The organism is Candidatus Eisenbacteria bacterium, from assembly GCA_030017955.1.
In the GTDB taxonomy this organism is placed as follows: domain Bacteria; phylum Eisenbacteria; class RBG-16-71-46; order JASEGR01; family JASEGR01; genus JASEGR01.
In genome coordinates this window covers 1-17,125 of the sequence record JASEGR010000062.1, presented here as the reverse complement: position 1 = coordinate 17,125, position 17,125 = coordinate 1, and the positions used below count along the sequence as shown (strand labels likewise).

At 51.5% G+C, this 17,125-nt stretch carries 14 protein-coding genes and 2 pseudogenes; 5 read left to right on the top strand and 11 right to left on the bottom strand.

Annotated features, from left to right (window positions below; genetic code table 11):
- Nucleotides 1–104 precede the first annotated feature (104 nt).
- Nucleotides 105–329 (top strand): ribbon-helix-helix protein, CopG family, encoded by a 225-nt coding sequence (locus QME66_10040; protein MDI6809305.1) that lies wholly within the window; start codon nucleotides 105–107, stop codon nucleotides 327–329.
- A 329-nt stretch (nucleotides 330–658) separates the two neighbouring features.
- Here QME66_10040 and QME66_10035 read toward each other — a convergent pair whose 3' ends face one another.
- Nucleotides 659–997, bottom strand: a complete 339-nt coding sequence (locus tag QME66_10035) for a hypothetical protein (GenBank protein MDI6809304.1) — start codon at nucleotides 995–997, stop codon at nucleotides 659–661.
- A gap of 257 nt (nucleotides 998–1,254) precedes the next feature.
- On the opposite strand from QME66_10035, the pseudogene QME66_10030 reads away from it, so the two are divergent.
- From QME66_10030 to QME66_10015, 4 genes and pseudogenes are all read left to right on the top strand, one after another.
- Nucleotides 1,255–1,500: pseudogene (locus QME66_10030) on the top strand (DNA methyltransferase).
- Nucleotides 1,501–1,597: 97 nt separating this feature from the next.
- On the top strand, nucleotides 1,598–1,807 hold the full coding sequence (locus QME66_10025) for a hypothetical protein (GenBank protein MDI6809303.1): 210 nt from the start codon (nucleotides 1,598–1,600) through the stop codon (nucleotides 1,805–1,807).
- A gap of 96 nt (nucleotides 1,808–1,903) precedes the next feature.
- Nucleotides 1,904–3,325: a site-specific DNA-methyltransferase gene (locus QME66_10020; protein MDI6809302.1), complete on the top strand. Its 1,422-nt coding sequence runs from the start codon at nucleotides 1,904–1,906 to the stop codon at nucleotides 3,323–3,325.
- A complete protein-coding gene (locus QME66_10015) occupies nucleotides 3,310–4,278 on the top strand; it encodes an AvaI/BsoBI family type II restriction endonuclease (GenBank protein MDI6809301.1) in 969 nt (322 codons plus the stop codon). Before QME66_10020 ends, QME66_10015 begins: the two co-directional genes overlap by 16 nt.
- Nucleotides 4,279–4,611: 333 nt before the next feature.
- Here QME66_10015 and QME66_10010 read toward each other — a convergent pair.
- From QME66_10010 to QME66_09965, 10 genes and pseudogenes are all read right to left on the bottom strand, one after another.
- Nucleotides 4,612–4,731 (bottom strand): annotated as a pseudogene (locus QME66_10010) (toxin).
- Between the two features lie 2 nt (nucleotides 4,732–4,733).
- Nucleotides 4,734–5,558, bottom strand: a complete 825-nt coding sequence (locus QME66_10005) for a hypothetical protein (protein MDI6809300.1) — start codon at nucleotides 5,556–5,558, stop codon at nucleotides 4,734–4,736.
- A gap of 11 nt (nucleotides 5,559–5,569) precedes the next feature.
- Nucleotides 5,570–5,764, bottom strand: a complete 195-nt coding sequence (locus QME66_10000) for a hypothetical protein (protein ID MDI6809299.1) — start codon at nucleotides 5,762–5,764, stop codon at nucleotides 5,570–5,572.
- A gap of 27 nt (nucleotides 5,765–5,791) precedes the next feature.
- On the bottom strand, nucleotides 5,792–7,783 hold the full coding sequence (locus QME66_09995) for an alkaline phosphatase family protein (protein ID MDI6809298.1): 1,992 nt from the start codon (nucleotides 7,781–7,783) through the stop codon (nucleotides 5,792–5,794).
- Between the two features lie 52 nt (nucleotides 7,784–7,835).
- Nucleotides 7,836–9,911 (bottom strand): alkaline phosphatase family protein, encoded by a 2,076-nt coding sequence (locus QME66_09990; protein MDI6809297.1) that lies wholly within the window; start codon nucleotides 9,909–9,911, stop codon nucleotides 7,836–7,838.
- Nucleotides 9,901–11,217 (bottom strand): alkaline phosphatase family protein, encoded by a 1,317-nt coding sequence (locus QME66_09985; protein MDI6809296.1) that lies wholly within the window; start codon nucleotides 11,215–11,217, stop codon nucleotides 9,901–9,903. Before QME66_09985 ends, QME66_09990 begins: the two co-directional genes overlap by 11 nt.
- 2 nt (nucleotides 11,218–11,219) lie before the next feature.
- On the bottom strand, nucleotides 11,220–11,828 hold the full coding sequence (gene cysC / locus QME66_09980; GenBank protein ID MDI6809295.1) for an adenylyl-sulfate kinase: 609 nt from the start codon (nucleotides 11,826–11,828) through the stop codon (nucleotides 11,220–11,222).
- A gap of 41 nt (nucleotides 11,829–11,869) precedes the next feature.
- Complete coding sequence (locus QME66_09975; protein ID MDI6809294.1) at nucleotides 11,870–13,267, bottom strand: alkaline phosphatase family protein; 1,398 nt, start codon at nucleotides 13,265–13,267, stop codon at nucleotides 11,870–11,872.
- Nucleotides 13,268–13,500: 233 nt separating this feature from the next.
- Nucleotides 13,501–14,667 (bottom strand): sulfate adenylyltransferase, encoded by a 1,167-nt coding sequence (sat, locus tag QME66_09970; protein ID MDI6809293.1) that lies wholly within the window; start codon nucleotides 14,665–14,667, stop codon nucleotides 13,501–13,503.
- A gap of 75 nt (nucleotides 14,668–14,742) precedes the next feature.
- The gene (locus QME66_09965) at nucleotides 14,743–17,034 is read right to left on the bottom strand and encodes an alkaline phosphatase family protein (GenBank protein MDI6809292.1); all 2,292 of its coding nucleotides are present in this window, start codon (nucleotides 17,032–17,034) and stop codon (nucleotides 14,743–14,745) included.
- Between the last annotated feature and the right edge of the window lie 91 nt (nucleotides 17,035–17,125).

Sequence of the window (17,125 nt, the reverse complement as noted above, 5' to 3'; positions counted from 1 at the left end):
TGCGCTCCCTGCAAGCATTGCTCCTTGATCTCTGAAAATTTTGGGGAAACTCCCATTGAATTTTGGTCTTGACAGGAAAGGTTTGATGTATTACATTGTATGACATGAGACCGTTAAGCGCAGTGACAATACGTCTGGACCGGGACCTTCAGCGACAGTTGGATCGGATCTGCAAGCAGGCGGGACGGACTCGAAGCGACATAGTTCGGGATGCGCTCCGAAGGCAGCTTGCGTTGCTCCAGTTTGAGCAACTTCGGCGGCAGGTTTTGCCGTTTGCGGAGGCGCGTGGATATTTGACGGATGAAGACGTGGTGGCCAAAATTTCGTGAGGATTTTCCTCGACACGAATGTGCTGGTCAGGTACCCATTCGTATTCTCGACCCCCGCGGATTCTGGGAGTACATGCGACGTCACCGCCGCACCCAATAACAGTGGTTCTCCAAGCATCTTGACCGCGCGACGCCGGGCGGTCTAGCCTTCCTCAGTGGTGCACACCGTCATACACGTCAAAAAGAGCACTGCAGAACATGAAGTTCTGAATAGGCGTTGGATCGCCGCCGCAAGAACAGCCGTATTGTGGCGAGGCTTACAGTCGTGATCGAGAGCACTGGGTCTTGAGCCACTTCGCCGGTGCTCAACAACCTTCTCACCGCTGTCGTCATAGACGACCAGGGTCCCATCCAAGCCGTATCCGCACCGACACCTCCGAACCGCAGAGACGATCAGGCACGCTGTAACGATTCCCGCGTACCTCAATATACGCGTCCCACGCCACTACTCGCCGCTCCTGGTAGCTCGTATCAAGTCGAACGCGCGGGAGCGCTCCCAGGGCCGATGCTTCACGCCTGAAACGCTCAATCCCCCGCTCCTTCACCGTCCCATGCACTCTCGGATCAGCCTCCTCGACGAGCCACCTCTCGGCAAGAGCGTTCATGTGCTCGAAACTCTCAAACGAACGGTACCGCTCGAAGAAGTTGTGCTTCACATATCCAACCATCCGTTCGTCCTTACCCTTTGTCCGTGCCCTCGGCGGCTTGCAGGCCCTGGGGATAGGCTCAGGAATGATCGAAATGCTCTGTTGCCGTGCTCTCGTACTTGCGTTAGTCTTGTCTCATGGGTGCAAGAAACAGGACCAAATGCAACGCCGAAAACGCTTCTCCTCTGGTAATTAGGGAAGACACCCGGCAGTATCGTCACGCCCTGAATATTCCCTGCACGCGGACGTGTCATTGCTCCCCCACCCACATCAACTGCATGACTGCGAAAGACTGGCTGAAATCCCAATTAGGGGTCTGGCAGTTTTTCTATGAATCACGAGACATAAGAGATAAGAACGCCCATCCCGCGACTTTCCCAATTTCGTTGTCGAAGAAAGTTATTGAGCTCTTCACGCATCAAGGAGAGCTTGTCCTCGTTCCCTTTGTCGGCAGCGGCACGACTCTAATAGCTGCAAACGACACCAACCGCAACGCAGTGGGCTTTGATTTGCAGACTCGTTACAGACATGAACAAGGGGGCAGAATCGAACAGTATTTGCCGAAACCGTTCGACTTGAACACTACTGCGTTACGGGGTCTTAAAACCTGGGAGGTGCGAGATGAGGGACTTGACCCCGGCAGAACTTGAACGACAGGATTATGTGGACAACGAAATCTACAGATTGGTTGTTGCTCTTGCCCCCAAAGAAGCAACTATACCGTGGAATATCGAAATGATCGGGGATATCAGAGACGAGTTGGAAGCCTGGGTCGTTAGCAAGCTGGCACTCTGCGGCGAACACGCGTTCTATCCGTATGTTAGCGAATAGAATAGAAGTCCACGAGACGGAAATCGAGGACATTCTGGTCGCAAGGCCAGAGCTCCTTATTCAGACCCACATAGAGATTGGAGTCGATTCCCTTCAATGAGTGAAATTCTAGAAATATTCCCCAGCGAACGACAAAAGCTGTACGATAGGTTTGCCGATAGACTGGAAACAGACTTCAACCTCAACCGCCAACTTGTGAGTTTCCAAGCGAACAAAGAAGAGCCGATATACCGCTGGTTTAAGTACAAAGAAGGTTTTTCCTCTGGCCTCGTGACGTATTTTCTCACCAAGTATTCAAACAAACCCGGCAAGGTCTTGGACCCATTCGCCGGAGTTGGCACAACTTTGTTTGCCGGGCAAGCACTGGGTTGGGAGCCCTACGGCATTGAACTTCTACCTGTCGGCGTTTTCGTTATGGAGACTCGGCAGGCACTGCGTGGAATCAATTCGGACGAACTGAAAAGGAGTCTCAGAAACCTTTGGTCGGACCTAGAAAAGATTGACAGCCACACGACTCACTTCACTCATATATCCATCACGAGAGACGCTTTCCCTGATGATACGGAAATCGCCCTCAACAGATTCCTGACTTATTGCAGCACGATCAAGAACAAAGAGATTCAAACCATACTCAGGTTCGCTGCATTCTCCATACTCGAAGAAGTAAGCTACACGAGGAAAGATGGACAGTACCTGAGGTGGGATTATCGTTCCAAGCGAGATTTGGCAGGAAAGTCTTTCAACAAGGGTAGAATAAGCACATTTGACCAAGCGTTGAAACACAAATTGCTTCAATTGCTTGCCGATCTCTCGCCTCAAAACGACTCTCTCTTTGACTTCGGTGAAAACAATGGGCACGATCAACACCCTGTAAACATCATTCAAGGTTCTTGCCTTGAAGAACTGCCCAAGTTCCAAGATGCTTCTTTCGACTTTGTTGTCACTTCCCCACCCTACTGTAATCGCTACGACTATACGAGGACTTACGCTCTGGAATTAGTCTATCTCGGCTGCGACTCCGATAGAGTCAGAAATCTTCGTCAAGAGCTTTTGTCCTGCACCGTCGAGAACAAAGAAAAGATAGACTATCTCAAGCAGTTGTACTCATCTACGGGAAGAAGCGACACTTTCGATAGGGTGCTCAGTATCTATGATTCCTCCACTGCAATGAAAGAGGTGAATTCTGTTCTTGACGAACTGAACAAACTTGAGAAGCTCAACAACACTAACATTCCAAGAATGGTGAGGAACTATTTCTTGGAGCTATGCTTCGTGATCTCCGAAATGGCTAGGGTTACAAAGAGGGGTGGTTACTGCGTAATGGTGAACGACAATGTTCGTTATGGAGGAGAGGAAATCCCAGTCGACCTCATCCTTTCAGAATTTGCAGAAGACTTTGGTTTCAACATCCAGAAGATCCTTGTACTGCCCAAAGGCAAGGGGAACAGTAGTCAACAGATGGGCAATTATGGACGCACCGAAATCCGCAAGTGTGTGTACCTATGGCAAAAGAGATGAGGCTCAGCATACCGATTAGATCTGCAGATGACTTGGTGACCTCCAGAGAGAAGACAAGAGCTGGTTTCATAGTGCTCGCTTTGGAAAAGAACTATTTGGCAGTTCCTTATGTCGAAGAAGCAAAGGCACTGAAATCCTTAGCCGGCAGGGTTTCTAGACCGAAAGACCTCCTCAAAGTAGAAGATCTCAGAGTTGGTCTGCTCACTGCATCTGGTTTGTCCGAGAAGTCTCTCAACTACTTGACCGAAGATGACAGGACGCTTGCGATAAAGGGTATGATCGAGAAGTTTCTTGAACCAGCGGGCGACAATTTCATCGATGAGCTTGTTTACCGTTACCTGCTAACAAAAGGAGACGCCTTAGGCGGTAAGGCCAGAAACTTGGCAGGTCTATTGGGCGAGAGAAAATTCCTACGCTCACTATTGTCAATCTTCAATCTTTCAGGAATCGATTACCAATGGAAAGATTATGACACGGACGCTTGGTTACCAAAACCAGAAGATGATACAGGAATCGAGAAGCGCATCAATGGATTCTTTTGGTCAAAAGATAAAGGCAATCGGCTTCTGATTATGAACATTACTGTTCCGGTAGTTAAGAAGAACGTTGACCTTTCACTTCTGGATGGAACAGTTGACGATTTAGGGAAAGGGAGGCAATCGCTCATACACGACGTTGATGCTTATGTAGCACTCGGAGAATTGAAAGGCGGTATTGATCCAGCAGGTGCAGATGAACATTGGAAGACTGCCAACTCTGCCTTGGAAAGAATACGAAAGAGCTTCAGCAAAAGGAAAAAGAAACCACGCACGTTCTTTGTTGGTGCAGCGATCGAAAACAATATGGCATCCGAAATCTTCAAACAATTGCGCTCCGGGTCCCTTGACAATGCTGCAAACCTTACCGACGATGAACAGTTGGCGTCGATCTGCGAGTGGATAGTGAACTTGTAGCTCGAGGACTTGTTTTCTGTTTCTCTCTCCGTGCCGCCACTTCATATGACAGCACCAACAGTGTCACTCGCTCTTTTGATGAGGAACTAGGCTGGATCGAACAGTACTTGACGGCCTGCTCGACTTGAACATTACTGCGTTCCAGGACCTCAGAGCCCGGGAGGTGTGGAGGTGAGGGACTTGACCCCGGCGGAACGGTAGCGCTTAGTTGCGGCCTCTTGGGCATCAACTTGAGCGCTTTGTCAACCTTCTCTCAACCAATCGGCCGGCAACATACTTGTGCAGAAGACTCGCAATCAGGGTCTGGTACGGAACACCTTCATCTGACTCAACTCCCTCCAGGTATTGTTTCGTCGCCTTACGGCTCGGGATGATAGTTTTCAAGAAGACCTCCCGGGCGCTTTCAACAAAAGGGACTAGATATGCGTAACCGTCAACGTTCACCACGAACAGCCCTAGATCTCGAATCCTACCAAAAACTTGACTACCGCGGCGCCGATGAGCGAATAGACGAGAAAGATGAGGATCCAGTGGACGTGCCAGAATAAGAGCGGGTAGGAAGCACCGGGGAAGCGGAGCTTGACGGTCTTGATGGGCGAGTTCTTGGGAATGGCTGGGAAGGCCGGGTGCAGGAAGGATTCAATAAAAGAAGAAGCAGCTCGTGTGCTCCCGATCATCCGGTAAGACGGCTCCGCAACGAGTGGAATCTTGTACTCATGGCCGTCGATTGAAATCGTGACGGTATGAGTTCCTGACGAATCGACTCTCAGTCGCCAATCAAGTTCACGCTCTTCACGGATGCGCACCGGGCCGGCGTCCAGTGACACTCCGGGGCTGCATGTGATGGAAGAGCTCACCGCATAGGGATCAGCGCCCCGTACCAGGCGGATCGTGACCAGGGTTGTTGAGCCTGGAGCAATGTACCTCCTTCCATATCGCTCATCCAACTGCATGAAGATTATTGCAGCGGGTATGATGATTACCAGGAACGGCACGACGATGTAGCGCAAGTATGCGAGATTTGCCTTTAGCGAATTCAAGAAAGCTCTGAAGATTGCCCCAAGGTCATCCTGGTAAATCCGCATCTCAAGTATGAACGACTTGAATCGATCCTTGGACTTCTTGATCTTCTCCTGATTGGATGTGAGCTTAAAAACAAATGCCATTCCAACGCCGGTCAGGAGCGAGAGCCACACCAGGCCAAGCGTATGGTGCGTCTTGCCGAAAGGCAGGACCAGCAAGTCAAGAAGCCAGGTTATGATCTTGGAAATGAAGTCCATAGCTTTAAGAATCAGGAAATATAGCCCAGGCCCTCGAGTTTCTTCTTGATCTCTTCGTCGGATGCAGAGTCATCGCCAATCTTCGATACTTCTCTCTCAAGAATATGGACTATGAACTCATCAACGGATGAATAGCCGGCAATACCGGCTACCTTCGTAAGTTTTGCAAGCAGTTCCTTATCAATCTTGATTTTCGGGCCGAACATTTGAGACCTCTCCCCTCTTGTCCGCACTTAGAAAATCGGACGGCTTGTCGCTGGAGCTTCCGATACTTTGATGTCGAACAGTGCCAGGATCGTGGCGGCGAAATCGCTCAGCCGTGGATCTTTCAAGCGTATCTTCCTGTTTGAAAGCAGGATGCCCGGGACTTCTTCGGGCGCCATGCAGTGGTCGCCGCTCCATTTGTCCATGTTGTCGCTGAAGACATCTTGCGTAAAATCTCCGAGCACCGATTCATCATCGCAGCGATACCCTCTCTTATAGCCAACAATAAGGTCAGGCGCGTTCTTGGCTTCATCGCCATGATAGACCTTGCTCGTGCGGTACACACTGTGAATTGGGAATTCGCCTGTCTTGGGGTCTTTCAGGGACAGGAGGTTTTTCGTAAGCTCATCGATAAACGCTTCATATTCGACTCCCTCTCTCACTGTCCCTTTCCCCTCACGCCCGCGAAGATTCACATAGAGACCGTTAAAACCAACCGCGTAGGCCTTCGTTTTCCTCCAATGTACATTCCTGAAAAAGTGCGACTTCTCAATCGCTGTGGGGTCGATCAGCTCCAGATAACCGTTTTTGTAAAGCCACGTATTAAGGTTAACCTTCCTGTACCAGGGCGAGAAGCCATGGTCTGACATGACGATGAGCGTTGCGTCGCGCGGAATTCGCTCAATCGTGTGCGCCAGAATGTTGTCCATATCGACGTAGAAATCCTCAAGCTGATTCTGATACTTGGCCGCCTCCAAAGTGTGAGCCGGATGTTTCGGATCCATGTTTCTCCACAGCATATGTTGGTTCAAGTCGAGCGTCGAAACGTAGAAAAAGAGCAGGCCTCCATTGTATTGGTCGAGGTAGTAGTCCAGCATTCTTAGGTGATCATCTAGAACAATCCTGGCCTGATGGATGTATTCGCCGTCATCGAGAATCCCCCATGCCAGCGCTTTCGTGTCTTCGGCTATACCTTGCGTGTAGAAATAGCCGATCTTTTTGTAGATCTCAGTTACGAATTTCGGCGGTGTCGAGAGCGGAAGTGCCGGGTGTGCAGGATCGATATTTATGGGGGAAACGTAGAGTCTGAGGTACGGGTCGATAGATTTGAGATAGAACAGACAGGTGCCTTTCAGAGTATGCAGGGGACCGATAATATTGAATGAGACCTCAACCCACGGACTCCACTCGCCCACTTTCAGCAGCAGCTCCGTCTTTCCGACCACGATTTTCGCTGCCTGGCTCTCTCTGTCCGTGTAAACGCTGAACGGCGCTTGAAGCTTGGGCTTGTCAATCTTCAGGGTGTTCTCAGGGCCGACAAGAGTCGCGCTGAATTTGTTGTCCTCGACTGTGATTGGATAGATCTGGCCGCCGGAAACGTCCAGCGAGGCAAACTCAGGGTCATCAGTGAAAAAAGAGAAAGTGCCATAAGTGCCGACGAGATCCGGCGTGCCCAAACCTGCAAGGGTCCGGCCTTTGCACGGAGCCGGAGGGAAATTGGATGGCAACCTCGATATCGTGTACGGTACCTTGTGTTCGTCGAGCGTCTGCCAGAACGCTTTGCCTTTTCTCAGAAGGGTTACTTTGCCCGCTGAAACCGGAATTGCCCAACCGCCGATCTTTATCACCCGTCCCGGCTCATCAACATGAGAGAGGGAAAAAGCAGGCAGGTAATTCTTGGGATCCCTGGTGATGTAGTCAAAGATGCCGTGTCCGCCCGGATCCAAACCGGTAATGAAGTTTGACCATGCGACAGGACTCTGGGGAGGTATGCTCGTTCCAAGGGTGGAGAATGATCCTTCCTGCATGAGTTCTTGAAAGGCCGGCATGCGCCCTTTCTCGACGAACTTCTTCAAGAGAATCGGGTCCATCCCGTCGATCCCGAGAATCACGACGCTCCTCGGATGCCGCGAAGCCCCTGCTGGACCAACCGGAGGGAGACCGCCGTCAATACACAGCAGGGAAATCCCGACAAGCACGAGCTTCCAGAGCTTCGTTTTCCCCACGTTCCTAGTCAACATCGCCTGACATCTCCCGCAATTTCAACTTTCCTATTTCGACCTTCATCGCCCGTTAAAGAATATCCTTGCCAGTCATGTATTTCGGCGGCTCAATGCCGAAGAGTTTCAGAATTGTTGGGGCCATGTCCACGATATTCGGGGCAGCTTCGCTGACCTTCAAATTGGAAAACAGAATTCCGGGGACTGCCTTGGGATCGATGCAATGATCCCCGCTCCAGCTCTTTTCATTGTTTTCGATTGTTTTGTCCGTCACTTTTCCCCTCGCGCAATCCCAGGATATCCTGAAACCTTCCATGAGACCTACGATGAGATCAGGGCCTTCAGCGCGATATGGGCCGGTGAAGTCCTTGGCCGTGTCATAGATGCGGCCGACGACCCGCTTGCCGTCGCTCTCCTCTGCAAGTGTCATTAGCTTTGATTTGATCTCCTCCTTCAGAGCATCTGCTTCCGAGACGCTGACGATTCCGTGACGCTCCCTGCCTTTCCGGTTTATGTACATTCCTCCGAGGCCGAGCGCGTAGGCCTTTGTCGCTGCCCAGTCAACGTCCCGCAGATACTCGTCCCCTTTGGTGTCAGTCTTCAGAGTGAGATATCCGTGCTTCTTAAGCCATGCGTTCAAATCAACGCCTCTTTTGAAGGCCTTGAAACCGTGATCGGAGATTACGAATAGAGCCGTCTTCTCATTAACGAATGCCATGGTTCTCCCAAGGAGTTTGTCCATTTCACGGTACATGTCATAGAGAACTTCCCGGTGCTTCAATGTTTCATCGCGGGGCCCGCTTTCATCGACAAGATATCTGAAGAACATATGCTGTATGCGGTCGCTCAGGTCAAAGACGCACGTAATGAGACCTCTGTTCAGCTTCTTGAGAGAATCAATGAACATTGTTTCACGTTCACGGTGAAAGAGATAGGCCTGCCGAATGAACGCTTCATCGTCCAGAACTTTCTCATTCACTGCCCACGTGTCTTCGGCCAGACCCAGCGTACCAAAAGGTCCCTGGCGTTTCGCGAGATACATCGAGTAGAAGGAAGGGTATGAGATAGGCATGGCGGGTTTGTCCGGATCGATGTGGATCGGCGAGACATAGAGGCCAAAGTCCGGGTCAATGCGCGTGATATAGAATCGCGCAATTCCGTGAAACTTGATGCCGGGAGCCGCCTTGAAGGTGAGCCGGATCCACGGAGAATACCCACGTTCATGCAGGAAGAATTGCTGACCGGATATCTTGATAAGAGCGCCGCGCTTTTCTTTTTCAACGCGTATTTCAAGAGGAAGTTCCAGTGTTCCATCCGAGACAGGACTCTCAGGACCTGGAAGGGACGCACTAAGCGTACCGCCGTTTTTCTTGAGCGTGACGATCATGCCGCCGATTTTCTCATCTGATTCTCTCTCACAGAAGTAGGTGAACGACCCCATTGTGCCGCGAAGGTCGGGCACGCACATGCCGGAGAGCATCACGCCATTGAATTTCTCCGGAGGAAACGTTATGGGAACCCTGAGCACGATGCTGAAGACTCCGTAATCGCTCAACACCTTCCAGAAACTTCTGCTTTTCCGCAAGAAACGGACACTGCTTTTCCCAAGAGGTATCCTGAAACGCCAGAGCTTCAGGGACTTCCTGGATGCACTGACGCTGCTCGATGAAAGCACCGGGGCGTAGTTTCTCGGGTCTCTCGCGAGAAAATCGAAGATTGCATGCCGCGACGCATCAACTCCCGTGCTGAACGTGGACCATGCGACCGGAGACATCGCGGGAACCGACGTGCCCAGCCGTCTGAAACTTCCCTCCGATTTCAGCCGTGAGAAATTGGGAAGATCGCCCGAGGACATGAGGCGCTCACAGATGTCTGGGTCGAGGCCGTCCAGTCCGAGGATGATTACCTTCTTAACACGCGGGTTGCCCGGAATTTTCTTGCGTCTGACCTTCCTGACGAGCATTCGCAGGGGAAAGGTCAGGAGAGCAAAAAAGGCGGCGAAGAAAGCGATGACAAAGGAAAGGAACGATGACACCAGGGCGAAACCTGCACCCGGGCCGATGTACGCATACGACAACGCCGGTATCGCAAGTATCAAGAAGAAGGCAGAGATGAAAACGTATTTCTTGAGCGATCTCCTAGATTTCAACTCCAAGGCTCCTGAGTATTTTCCCTGGGACATCTACGATGTTCAGTTCCCGGCCATCTTCGAGCAGGGACTTATCGAGCGAAAAGAAGAATGCATTGTCCCATGTGTGCATTCCCTGAAGCCGCCTTTCACCAAGTGGATCTTTGGCTCCAACGAGGCCCTTTAGATCGAAACCATTTTCCGGGACGAGAAGAAGGTCCGGGCCGTTCTGCGACCATTGACCAGAGTATGCGTCTTCATTCCTGACAATCCGGCGCACGATTTTCTCGCCGCCAAGAACGAGCCCATCGAAAACAGTCGTAATGTCTCTTAACATCGGCTCCACGTCTTCCTTTTCGACACTTCCACGGGGGAATCTGCCTTTTCTGTTCAGATAAATCCGCGCAGGATCCAGAGCGAAAGCCCTGGTATTTTCTGAAACTCCATCGAGCGACGATGCACCAGGTGCCAGATGGAGGAATCCTTGATTCTGCAAGACTGTGTTGATATAGACTTCTTTCCTTGTTCCGCAGAAACCGTGGTCTGAAAGAATAAACAAATTCCCGCTACCGTCCATTCCCTGGAATTTCAAAGATATGTAATGTATGAAATCGTCGATCTTTCGGTAGTAGGTCAGGAAATCTTCGTGGTGCGGATGATGTGAATCTTCGTATGCGTCCCAAATGAAGTGATGCAAACGGTCGGTGCCGGTCACAACTATTTCCATGAGGTTCCACGGTTCCTTCTCCCACAGGTCATCCACAACTTCGCGTCTCGCGGCAAGCAGCGTGCTCAACGAGTGAAATAGTTCAGCCGGATTGTCCCTGCACTTTTGCGTGTCGATATCTATCTGATAGTTCTTTTTCTTGAGAGCAGAGTAATAGCCGAATGGGGTGACCGCTTTCTCCAATTCGAGAGCGACAAAACCCGATATCAGAACGCCGGGAATCGGGCGCGCAGGATAGGTTGACGGCTGGTTGATGACGACGCTTTTCATTCCGTGCGTCCCGAGGATATCCCAGATGGTCGGGCTCTTGAGGTCATTGAAGGATGGGTAGCGGATGGCGTAGCTTGAGTCTTTGAAATCAGTGAACCCGAAGATCCCGTGACCTCCAGGGTCTTTTCCGGTCATGAAAGTGGACCAGCTCACCGAGGAGATTTCCGGAAGAGTGACGGTCATAGGTTTGATGCGCCCCCTGGAGATAATTTCCTTTGTCTTCGGCATGACCCCGGAATCCATCATGCCCTGAAGGACCGTGTAGGGAACGCCATCCAGACCGATGACGCATGCCCTTTTCTTTCTTCGCTTGAAAAACGTGGGCGTCACCCCTAGATGTAACCCAGGTCTTTGAGGCGGGCCTTTATCTTCTCTTCCTCTTCCGCAGAGTACTCGCTTTCGGCCGGGGCTCCGGGAATCAGACCCATGAGCTCCAGCGTCCTGATAATCTTCATGGTGCTTTCTTCTGCCGTCTCTTTGTCTGATTCGATCAGAATCTCCGGATTCTCGGGCGCCTCGTAGGGGTCGGAGATGCCGGTGAAGTTCTTCAATTCCCCGGCGATTGCCTTTTTGTACAACCCTTTTGTGTCCCTTTCCACAAGGACCTCGATCGGCGCCTTCACATAGACTTCCACGTAGTTGGCGATCGCTTTTCTGTTCTCATCCCTTATCTCGCGGTACGGAGATATGGCGGCGGCGATGGCAACTGCTCCGTTACGGCTCAGGAGCTTGCACACGTAGCCGATGCGCCGGATGTTTGCATCCCTGTCTTCTTTTGAAAACCCGAGCCCCTTGCAAAGGTTCTGCCTTACTTCGTCGCCATCGAGCAGCTCAACGTTCATCCCTCTTTCCAGAAGGATCTCCTGCACTCGCTGGGCCAGAGTTGACTTGCCGGAGCTGGGAAGACCTGTGAACCAGAGCGTGAAACCTTTCATTGGCATCTCCTGTTGATCAGACCCAGTACAGTTTCCATTATTCTGTTCTAAAGCACCTTCCCTATCATGTCGTCCGGAACGTCAATTGAAAAGAAATCGAGGATCGAAGGAGCAATGTCAAAAATCGAAATCTTACCACTCCCGGGACGCGATGGCCGTGATGACGCACTTCCGCGCCCACGCTTATACCACGCAAACACACCTTCCTCAGCATGGTTGGCATCGTCGGGGCCGGTGTCATTCTCAAAAACATGTATCCGGTTATGACCGACGCTTCCGGCACTCCTCCAATTGAGATCCCCCAGGTAAACAATGAGGTCTGGAGGGATATTGTTGCATGTCCTGTAGATTTCTTCCGGAAAAAACACTCTTGTGCCGATGTTCTCTCCTTTTTCGTCAGTCAATCCCTCAAGCTTCTTCTTCAGACTCATGCGGAACGCCTGCAGCTCGGACCGGGGTATCACCCCCTCCGGTTCCCGCCCTTCGACATTCAAGAACACGCGCGCGTAGTAGCCGCCTTCTCCCCAGGCCTTCGTCTTTTTCCAATCCACTATGCCCGCCTTGAGCGATGTCGGCTCTTTTGGATAGTCCTTGAGCGTAAGAAGTCCTTCTTGTATGAAAAACTCGTTGATGCAGATGCCGCCGTGCATTCCTTTGGCGCCGTGATCCGACACGACGATCACTGACGTGTCCTGAGGGATCGCAGCCAGGACCCTTCCGACTTCTTGATCCAGATAGACATAGTAGTCCCGGATGACATTCTCGTACTCGTTCCCTTTCTCGTACAGTCTGTGTCCAGGATCGCAGAACCGCCAGAATCCATGATGAATGCGGTCAGGACCCATTTCAACCATCATCGCAAAGTCCCACTCCTCATGTGAAAGCAAATGCCTGAAGACTTTGAAACGCCTTTCCGTCATGGTGTAGATTTGTTTCAGCAATTCTCTCTTCTTGTCAGTCCTGAAATCCTTGACATCAATGATGTACTCGCCGTCTGCAACACGATCAATTTCCGACCTAAGCTCAGGAGGATACGTGAAGTCCGAATCCTTGTCAGGCGTCAGGAAGTCAGCGACCAGAAGCCCGTTCAATGGCCTGGGCGGGTATGTCTGTGGAACCCCGAGGAGGATGGAACGCAGGCGGTTTCTGGACAAATAATTCCAAACTGTCTTGGCTTTGACCGTGCTCGAATTGACCACATAGAGCTCTTCGTATGCATAGCTCTTTCGGTTCCTGAAACCGTAGATTCCGAGCATTCCCGGATCGTATGACGTCATCATGCAGGTCCATGCAGGGATAGTGATGGGCGGCACTATTGAAACCATGTTTCCACTGAGAGAGCCGTCAAGAAGCCGCTTGAAATTCGGCATGTCAGCAAGCCAATCGCCGTAGAACAATTGCGGTGTCAGGCAATCCAGACCGATCACAGCCAATTTGTTCGGCATTCTCTAACCCCAGCTCCCAGGCACACTAGTGCTGTGTCACATAAATTCGCGAACTTATTATGCGATGCCCCAGCACTTTCACAGGGGCTATCGCCCCTATGACATTTCGAAACTTGCCACCGGCAACTTTCGCAACTGTAACCCCTTAGGGGGTCGGGCTCGACCCCCTAAAACCCCGAGCAATGCACCGTTCTGGGGCAATGTCAATGTCAACTTATTCATGTTACGGTGCACTAGCTCTGCCCTTTGTTCGACGATGAATAATATCGCTCCAGTACTTCTGCAACCTCTCTTCTTGTGAACTCCGGAGGAAGTGATTCGCCTTTCGAGAGCATCTCCCTTACACGCGTCCCGCTCAATTGCATGTGTGCCTCTTTCCCGTGCGGGCACGTCTTTGGAGAGCTCATCGTTTCGCACTTCGTGCAATAGAAAGCATGCTCAAACATCATTGGCGTGATTTCCAATTCTCCCGGTTCGAACTCGAAGAAAATATTCTGCGCATCAAACGTACCATAGTAGGAACCCACGCCGGCGTGGTCCCTGCCTACGATGAAATGCGTGCATCCGTAATTTTTCCTCAGGATGGCGTGGAAAATCGCCTCCCTCGGTCCGGCGTACCGCATTGCAGCCGGAAAAATCGAAAGGACTACCCTGTCCTTCGGGAAACAGCTGTCCATGATTGCCTGATAACATGCCATTCGTACGTGGGCGGGAATATCGTCGGACTTCGTCTCCCCCATGATTGGATGGATGAGAAGACCGTCCACCATTTCCAGGGCACACTTCAGAAGATATTCGTGCGCTCTGTGAATCGGGTTTCGCGTTTGAAAGGCCACGACACGCTCCCAGCCCTTTGTCTTGAAGAGTATCCGCGTCTCCTTGGGATCCAGATGAAACTTCTCAAACTGCTCATCTATCATGCGCTCGAAAAGCAGGATCTTGCCGCCGGCATAAGTATCACTTATGGAGTTGAGATACTGAACGCCGGGATGAGCATCATCGGCAGTCAGAAGAACTTTCTTGGCCTCACGTTCCTTATCAACTTTGTAAATGTCATCGACCTGCATGATGCCGAGAACGTTCTTGTTCTCATCGCATAGCGCGGCTTCAAACGGCGGTTTCGTCCGCGAGACTGCGCTGTCTTTTGTAGAGAGTGTAATTGGAATGGTCCATGGGAGACCGAGAGGGAGTCTCATGGCGTTGAGGACGCTTTCGTATTCATCGCGGACCATAAACCCTTCCAACGGACTCATCGCACCGATGGCGATGAGAGCAAGATCCGAGAGTTCTCTGCGGTTGAGCGTAATCTTGGGAAGAGCCCCGGCTTTCCTGATCAGCCCGGGTTTCATCTTTTCTTCGGCAATTCGATTGACCAACTGCCCGCCATGGGCCCGTATCATCGCAAGCAACCTCCCGATGTTGAGAAAGCACGCACCTGCGTCCGATAAACACAAGCGCCGACAACTACATTGACTTTATCGTTGCCCTTTCGCCATTTCCCGGGATTTTTCAAGGGCACGGCGAAATTCCTGGTTTCCCGGCTCGATCTTAAGTGCCGTCTGAAACTCTCTTTCAGCAAGCTTAAACTCTCCCGTCGTCCGGTAGATCAGGCCGAGGGTGAAATGACCGCGAGCATACTTGGGTTCTATCTCGACTGCCCTCTGCGCGTATTGACGAGCTTCATTGAAGCGTCCGGCTTTCGAATACGTAATGGCAATGTTGTTCATCGCGAAAACGTCCCTTGGATCTGCCTGGATCGCCTTCAGGAAACTGTCCACTGCCTCTTGATTACGGTTGAGCTTGCCGTAGCAAACTCCCAGATTATTGAGAACACGTGAATAGTTGGGCCTCAGAGCGAGCGCCTTCTTGAATTCCACTATCGCCTTCTCGTATTCACCTTGGTTCTGGTAGCGCTGGCCGAGATTGTTGAGGGCGTCAGGATTCTCGCGGGTGATGTAGCCGAGTGCTTCAAGCTTCTTCATCGCGGCCTCATCGGTTGCGCCACCCGATGTGACAGCTGCCACTTCTCGTGCACGCGTTCTCTGGAGTGTTGCTATCGCAGTTGTGTTCAAGGACTTCTTGAGTGAAGGTTCGAAAGCCTGCTCGATTATCTTGCCCGGCATGTCGCCGACCCGTGGAAAGCCGGCAAGGGCGAGTATCGTCGGAGCGATATCGACTATCGATGCTCCTTCAATTCGGTAACCTTTGCGGATTCCATTACCGTAAAGGCAGACGATGCCCTCGGGTCTGTGCCATTCCGCAGCGTGCCCGCCCGGAATCTCCGCGCCGGCCTTCAGCCTGGAATCACCGCTCTTGAAACCATGGTCGGATGTAATCAACAAAACCGTGTTCTTGTCGCACTTATCGAGCAGCTCGCCGATGATTTGATCCTGAAAAACATATGTCTCCGTGATTGCATCCTTGAATTTCCGGTATTTCTCATCACTCACGCCAGACTCCTGTGGCGGGGCATATGGCATAAAAAGATGTCCCATCGCATCAACGAGCTCGAAATAAACTGCGAGGAAGTCAGGATGGTCTTTTTCCAGCAAATGAACTGCAATCCTGTTGAAATTCAAGGCGGTGACGTATGTGAGGATTGTATTATTGATGATATTCCTGGTATCGAACTCGCTGCCCCTATTCTTGTTGAATTCACTTTCATCGACGTGGATGAATCGTTTGATGTCCCTGAAGGGAACATCCTTGGCTTTAGTGAGAAGACTCGCTATCTCCTCGTAGCGCTCCGGAGGAGATATTGCGCCGGGAATGGGAGCATCGCCCTGCACGGGCGTCGCCGCGAAGGCAATGTAGCCCACACGATCGGTCACCATCGTTCCGTTGATCTTCTCTGCCGGGTATGTGGCGAGATATCCCACCATATCGACGGTTCGACCGTAGTCGCTCATCATGTTCCAGATTGCATCGACCTTCCGGTACATTCGCGTGACAGGGATTTGCGTGTTTGTATTAGGATCTATGACCGTGCAAGTGAGTATCCCATGTTCTTCGGGAAGCTTGCCGGTGGCCATGGTTGTCCACAATAGCGGCGATATCATCGGATTGATCGATTGAAGCGGGCCGGCAGCGCCTCCCTCGACGATCTTTTTGAAGTTAGGCAGTTTACCTTTTGCGATCAGCGGATTGATAATCAGCCAATCCCCGGCATCCACCCCGATGAAGACGATCTTCCGGAGCGGTGTCGGAGCAATGTTAGCCGCGCCGGCTGCGCCTTCCCCTGTAGTCAGCGCCCAGGATTCGATCTTCACGGAGAGAAGGGTGAGGCGCACATCCCGAAACGTTCTCTTGAGCTCCTCGGCAACGGCTGATGCGTAGGGGTTCGGCATTCCTTCGGCCGGTTCCGGGATGAACTTCACGGCCTGTATTTCAATGGCGTCGAGAAAGATCTTATCAAGCCCCGCGGCGAATTTCTCTCCGAAGAATTTGTACAGGTCTTCCGCAGATCCTTGTGGAACGTTCAGCCGGAAGGAAAAAGCAACGTCTGCCTCACGTCCGTTCTTCAAAAGAACACGCTGGCTGCCTTCTTGCGGATAGCGAAGGTTCAGCTCGCCAACCGGGTAAGTGACGAGATTTCCCGACATCGGGCGGATCAAATGCCAGCCGGATTCATACAGAACGAGACGGCCGCCATCCGAAACCAGCAGAGCTTCGCTCCCTTGAGGGACACGCTTGAGCCCCACCACAAGAAAAAGCACGAGAATCGCCAACGCGACTAGTGCGGCACCTACCAGTGTCTTTTTCTTCATACCTTAGGAATTCGGGGACATAACGCCTAATTCTATCTAGTGCACCGTAACATAAATAAGTTGACATTGACATTGCCCCAGAACGGTGCAC

Excerpts from the sequence above, each read along its gene's own strand:
- cysC (MDI6809295.1), bottom strand. The coding sequence starts at position 11,828 with ATGCCAATGAAAGGTTTCACGCTCTGGTTCACAGGTCTTCCCAGCTCC.
- QME66_10005 (MDI6809300.1), bottom strand. The coding sequence starts at position 5,558 with ATGGACTTCATTTCCAAGATCATAACCTGGCTTCTTGACTTGCTGGTC.
- QME66_09965 (MDI6809292.1), bottom strand. The coding sequence starts at position 17,034 with ATGAAGAAAAAGACACTGGTAGGTGCCGCACTAGTCGCGTTGGCGATT.
- QME66_10020 (MDI6809302.1), top strand. The coding sequence starts at position 1,904 with ATGAGTGAAATTCTAGAAATATTCCCCAGCGAACGACAAAAGCTGTAC.
- QME66_09995 (MDI6809298.1), bottom strand. The coding sequence starts at position 7,783 with ATGTTGACTAGGAACGTGGGGAAAACGAAGCTCTGGAAGCTCGTGCTT.
- QME66_10025 (MDI6809303.1), top strand. The coding sequence starts at position 1,598 with ATGAGGGACTTGACCCCGGCAGAACTTGAACGACAGGATTATGTGGAC.
- QME66_10035 (MDI6809304.1), bottom strand. The coding sequence starts at position 997 with ATGGTTGGATATGTGAAGCACAACTTCTTCGAGCGGTACCGTTCGTTT.
- QME66_09975 (MDI6809294.1), bottom strand. The coding sequence starts at position 13,267 with ATGCCGAACAAATTGGCTGTGATCGGTCTGGATTGCCTGACACCGCAA.
- QME66_10000 (MDI6809299.1), bottom strand. The coding sequence starts at position 5,764 with ATGTTCGGCCCGAAAATCAAGATTGATAAGGAACTGCTTGCAAAACTT.
- QME66_10040 (MDI6809305.1), top strand. The coding sequence starts at position 105 with ATGAGACCGTTAAGCGCAGTGACAATACGTCTGGACCGGGACCTTCAG.
- QME66_10015 (MDI6809301.1), top strand. The coding sequence starts at position 3,310 with ATGGCAAAAGAGATGAGGCTCAGCATACCGATTAGATCTGCAGATGAC.
- sat (MDI6809293.1), bottom strand. The coding sequence starts at position 14,667 with ATGATACGGGCCCATGGCGGGCAGTTGGTCAATCGAATTGCCGAAGAA.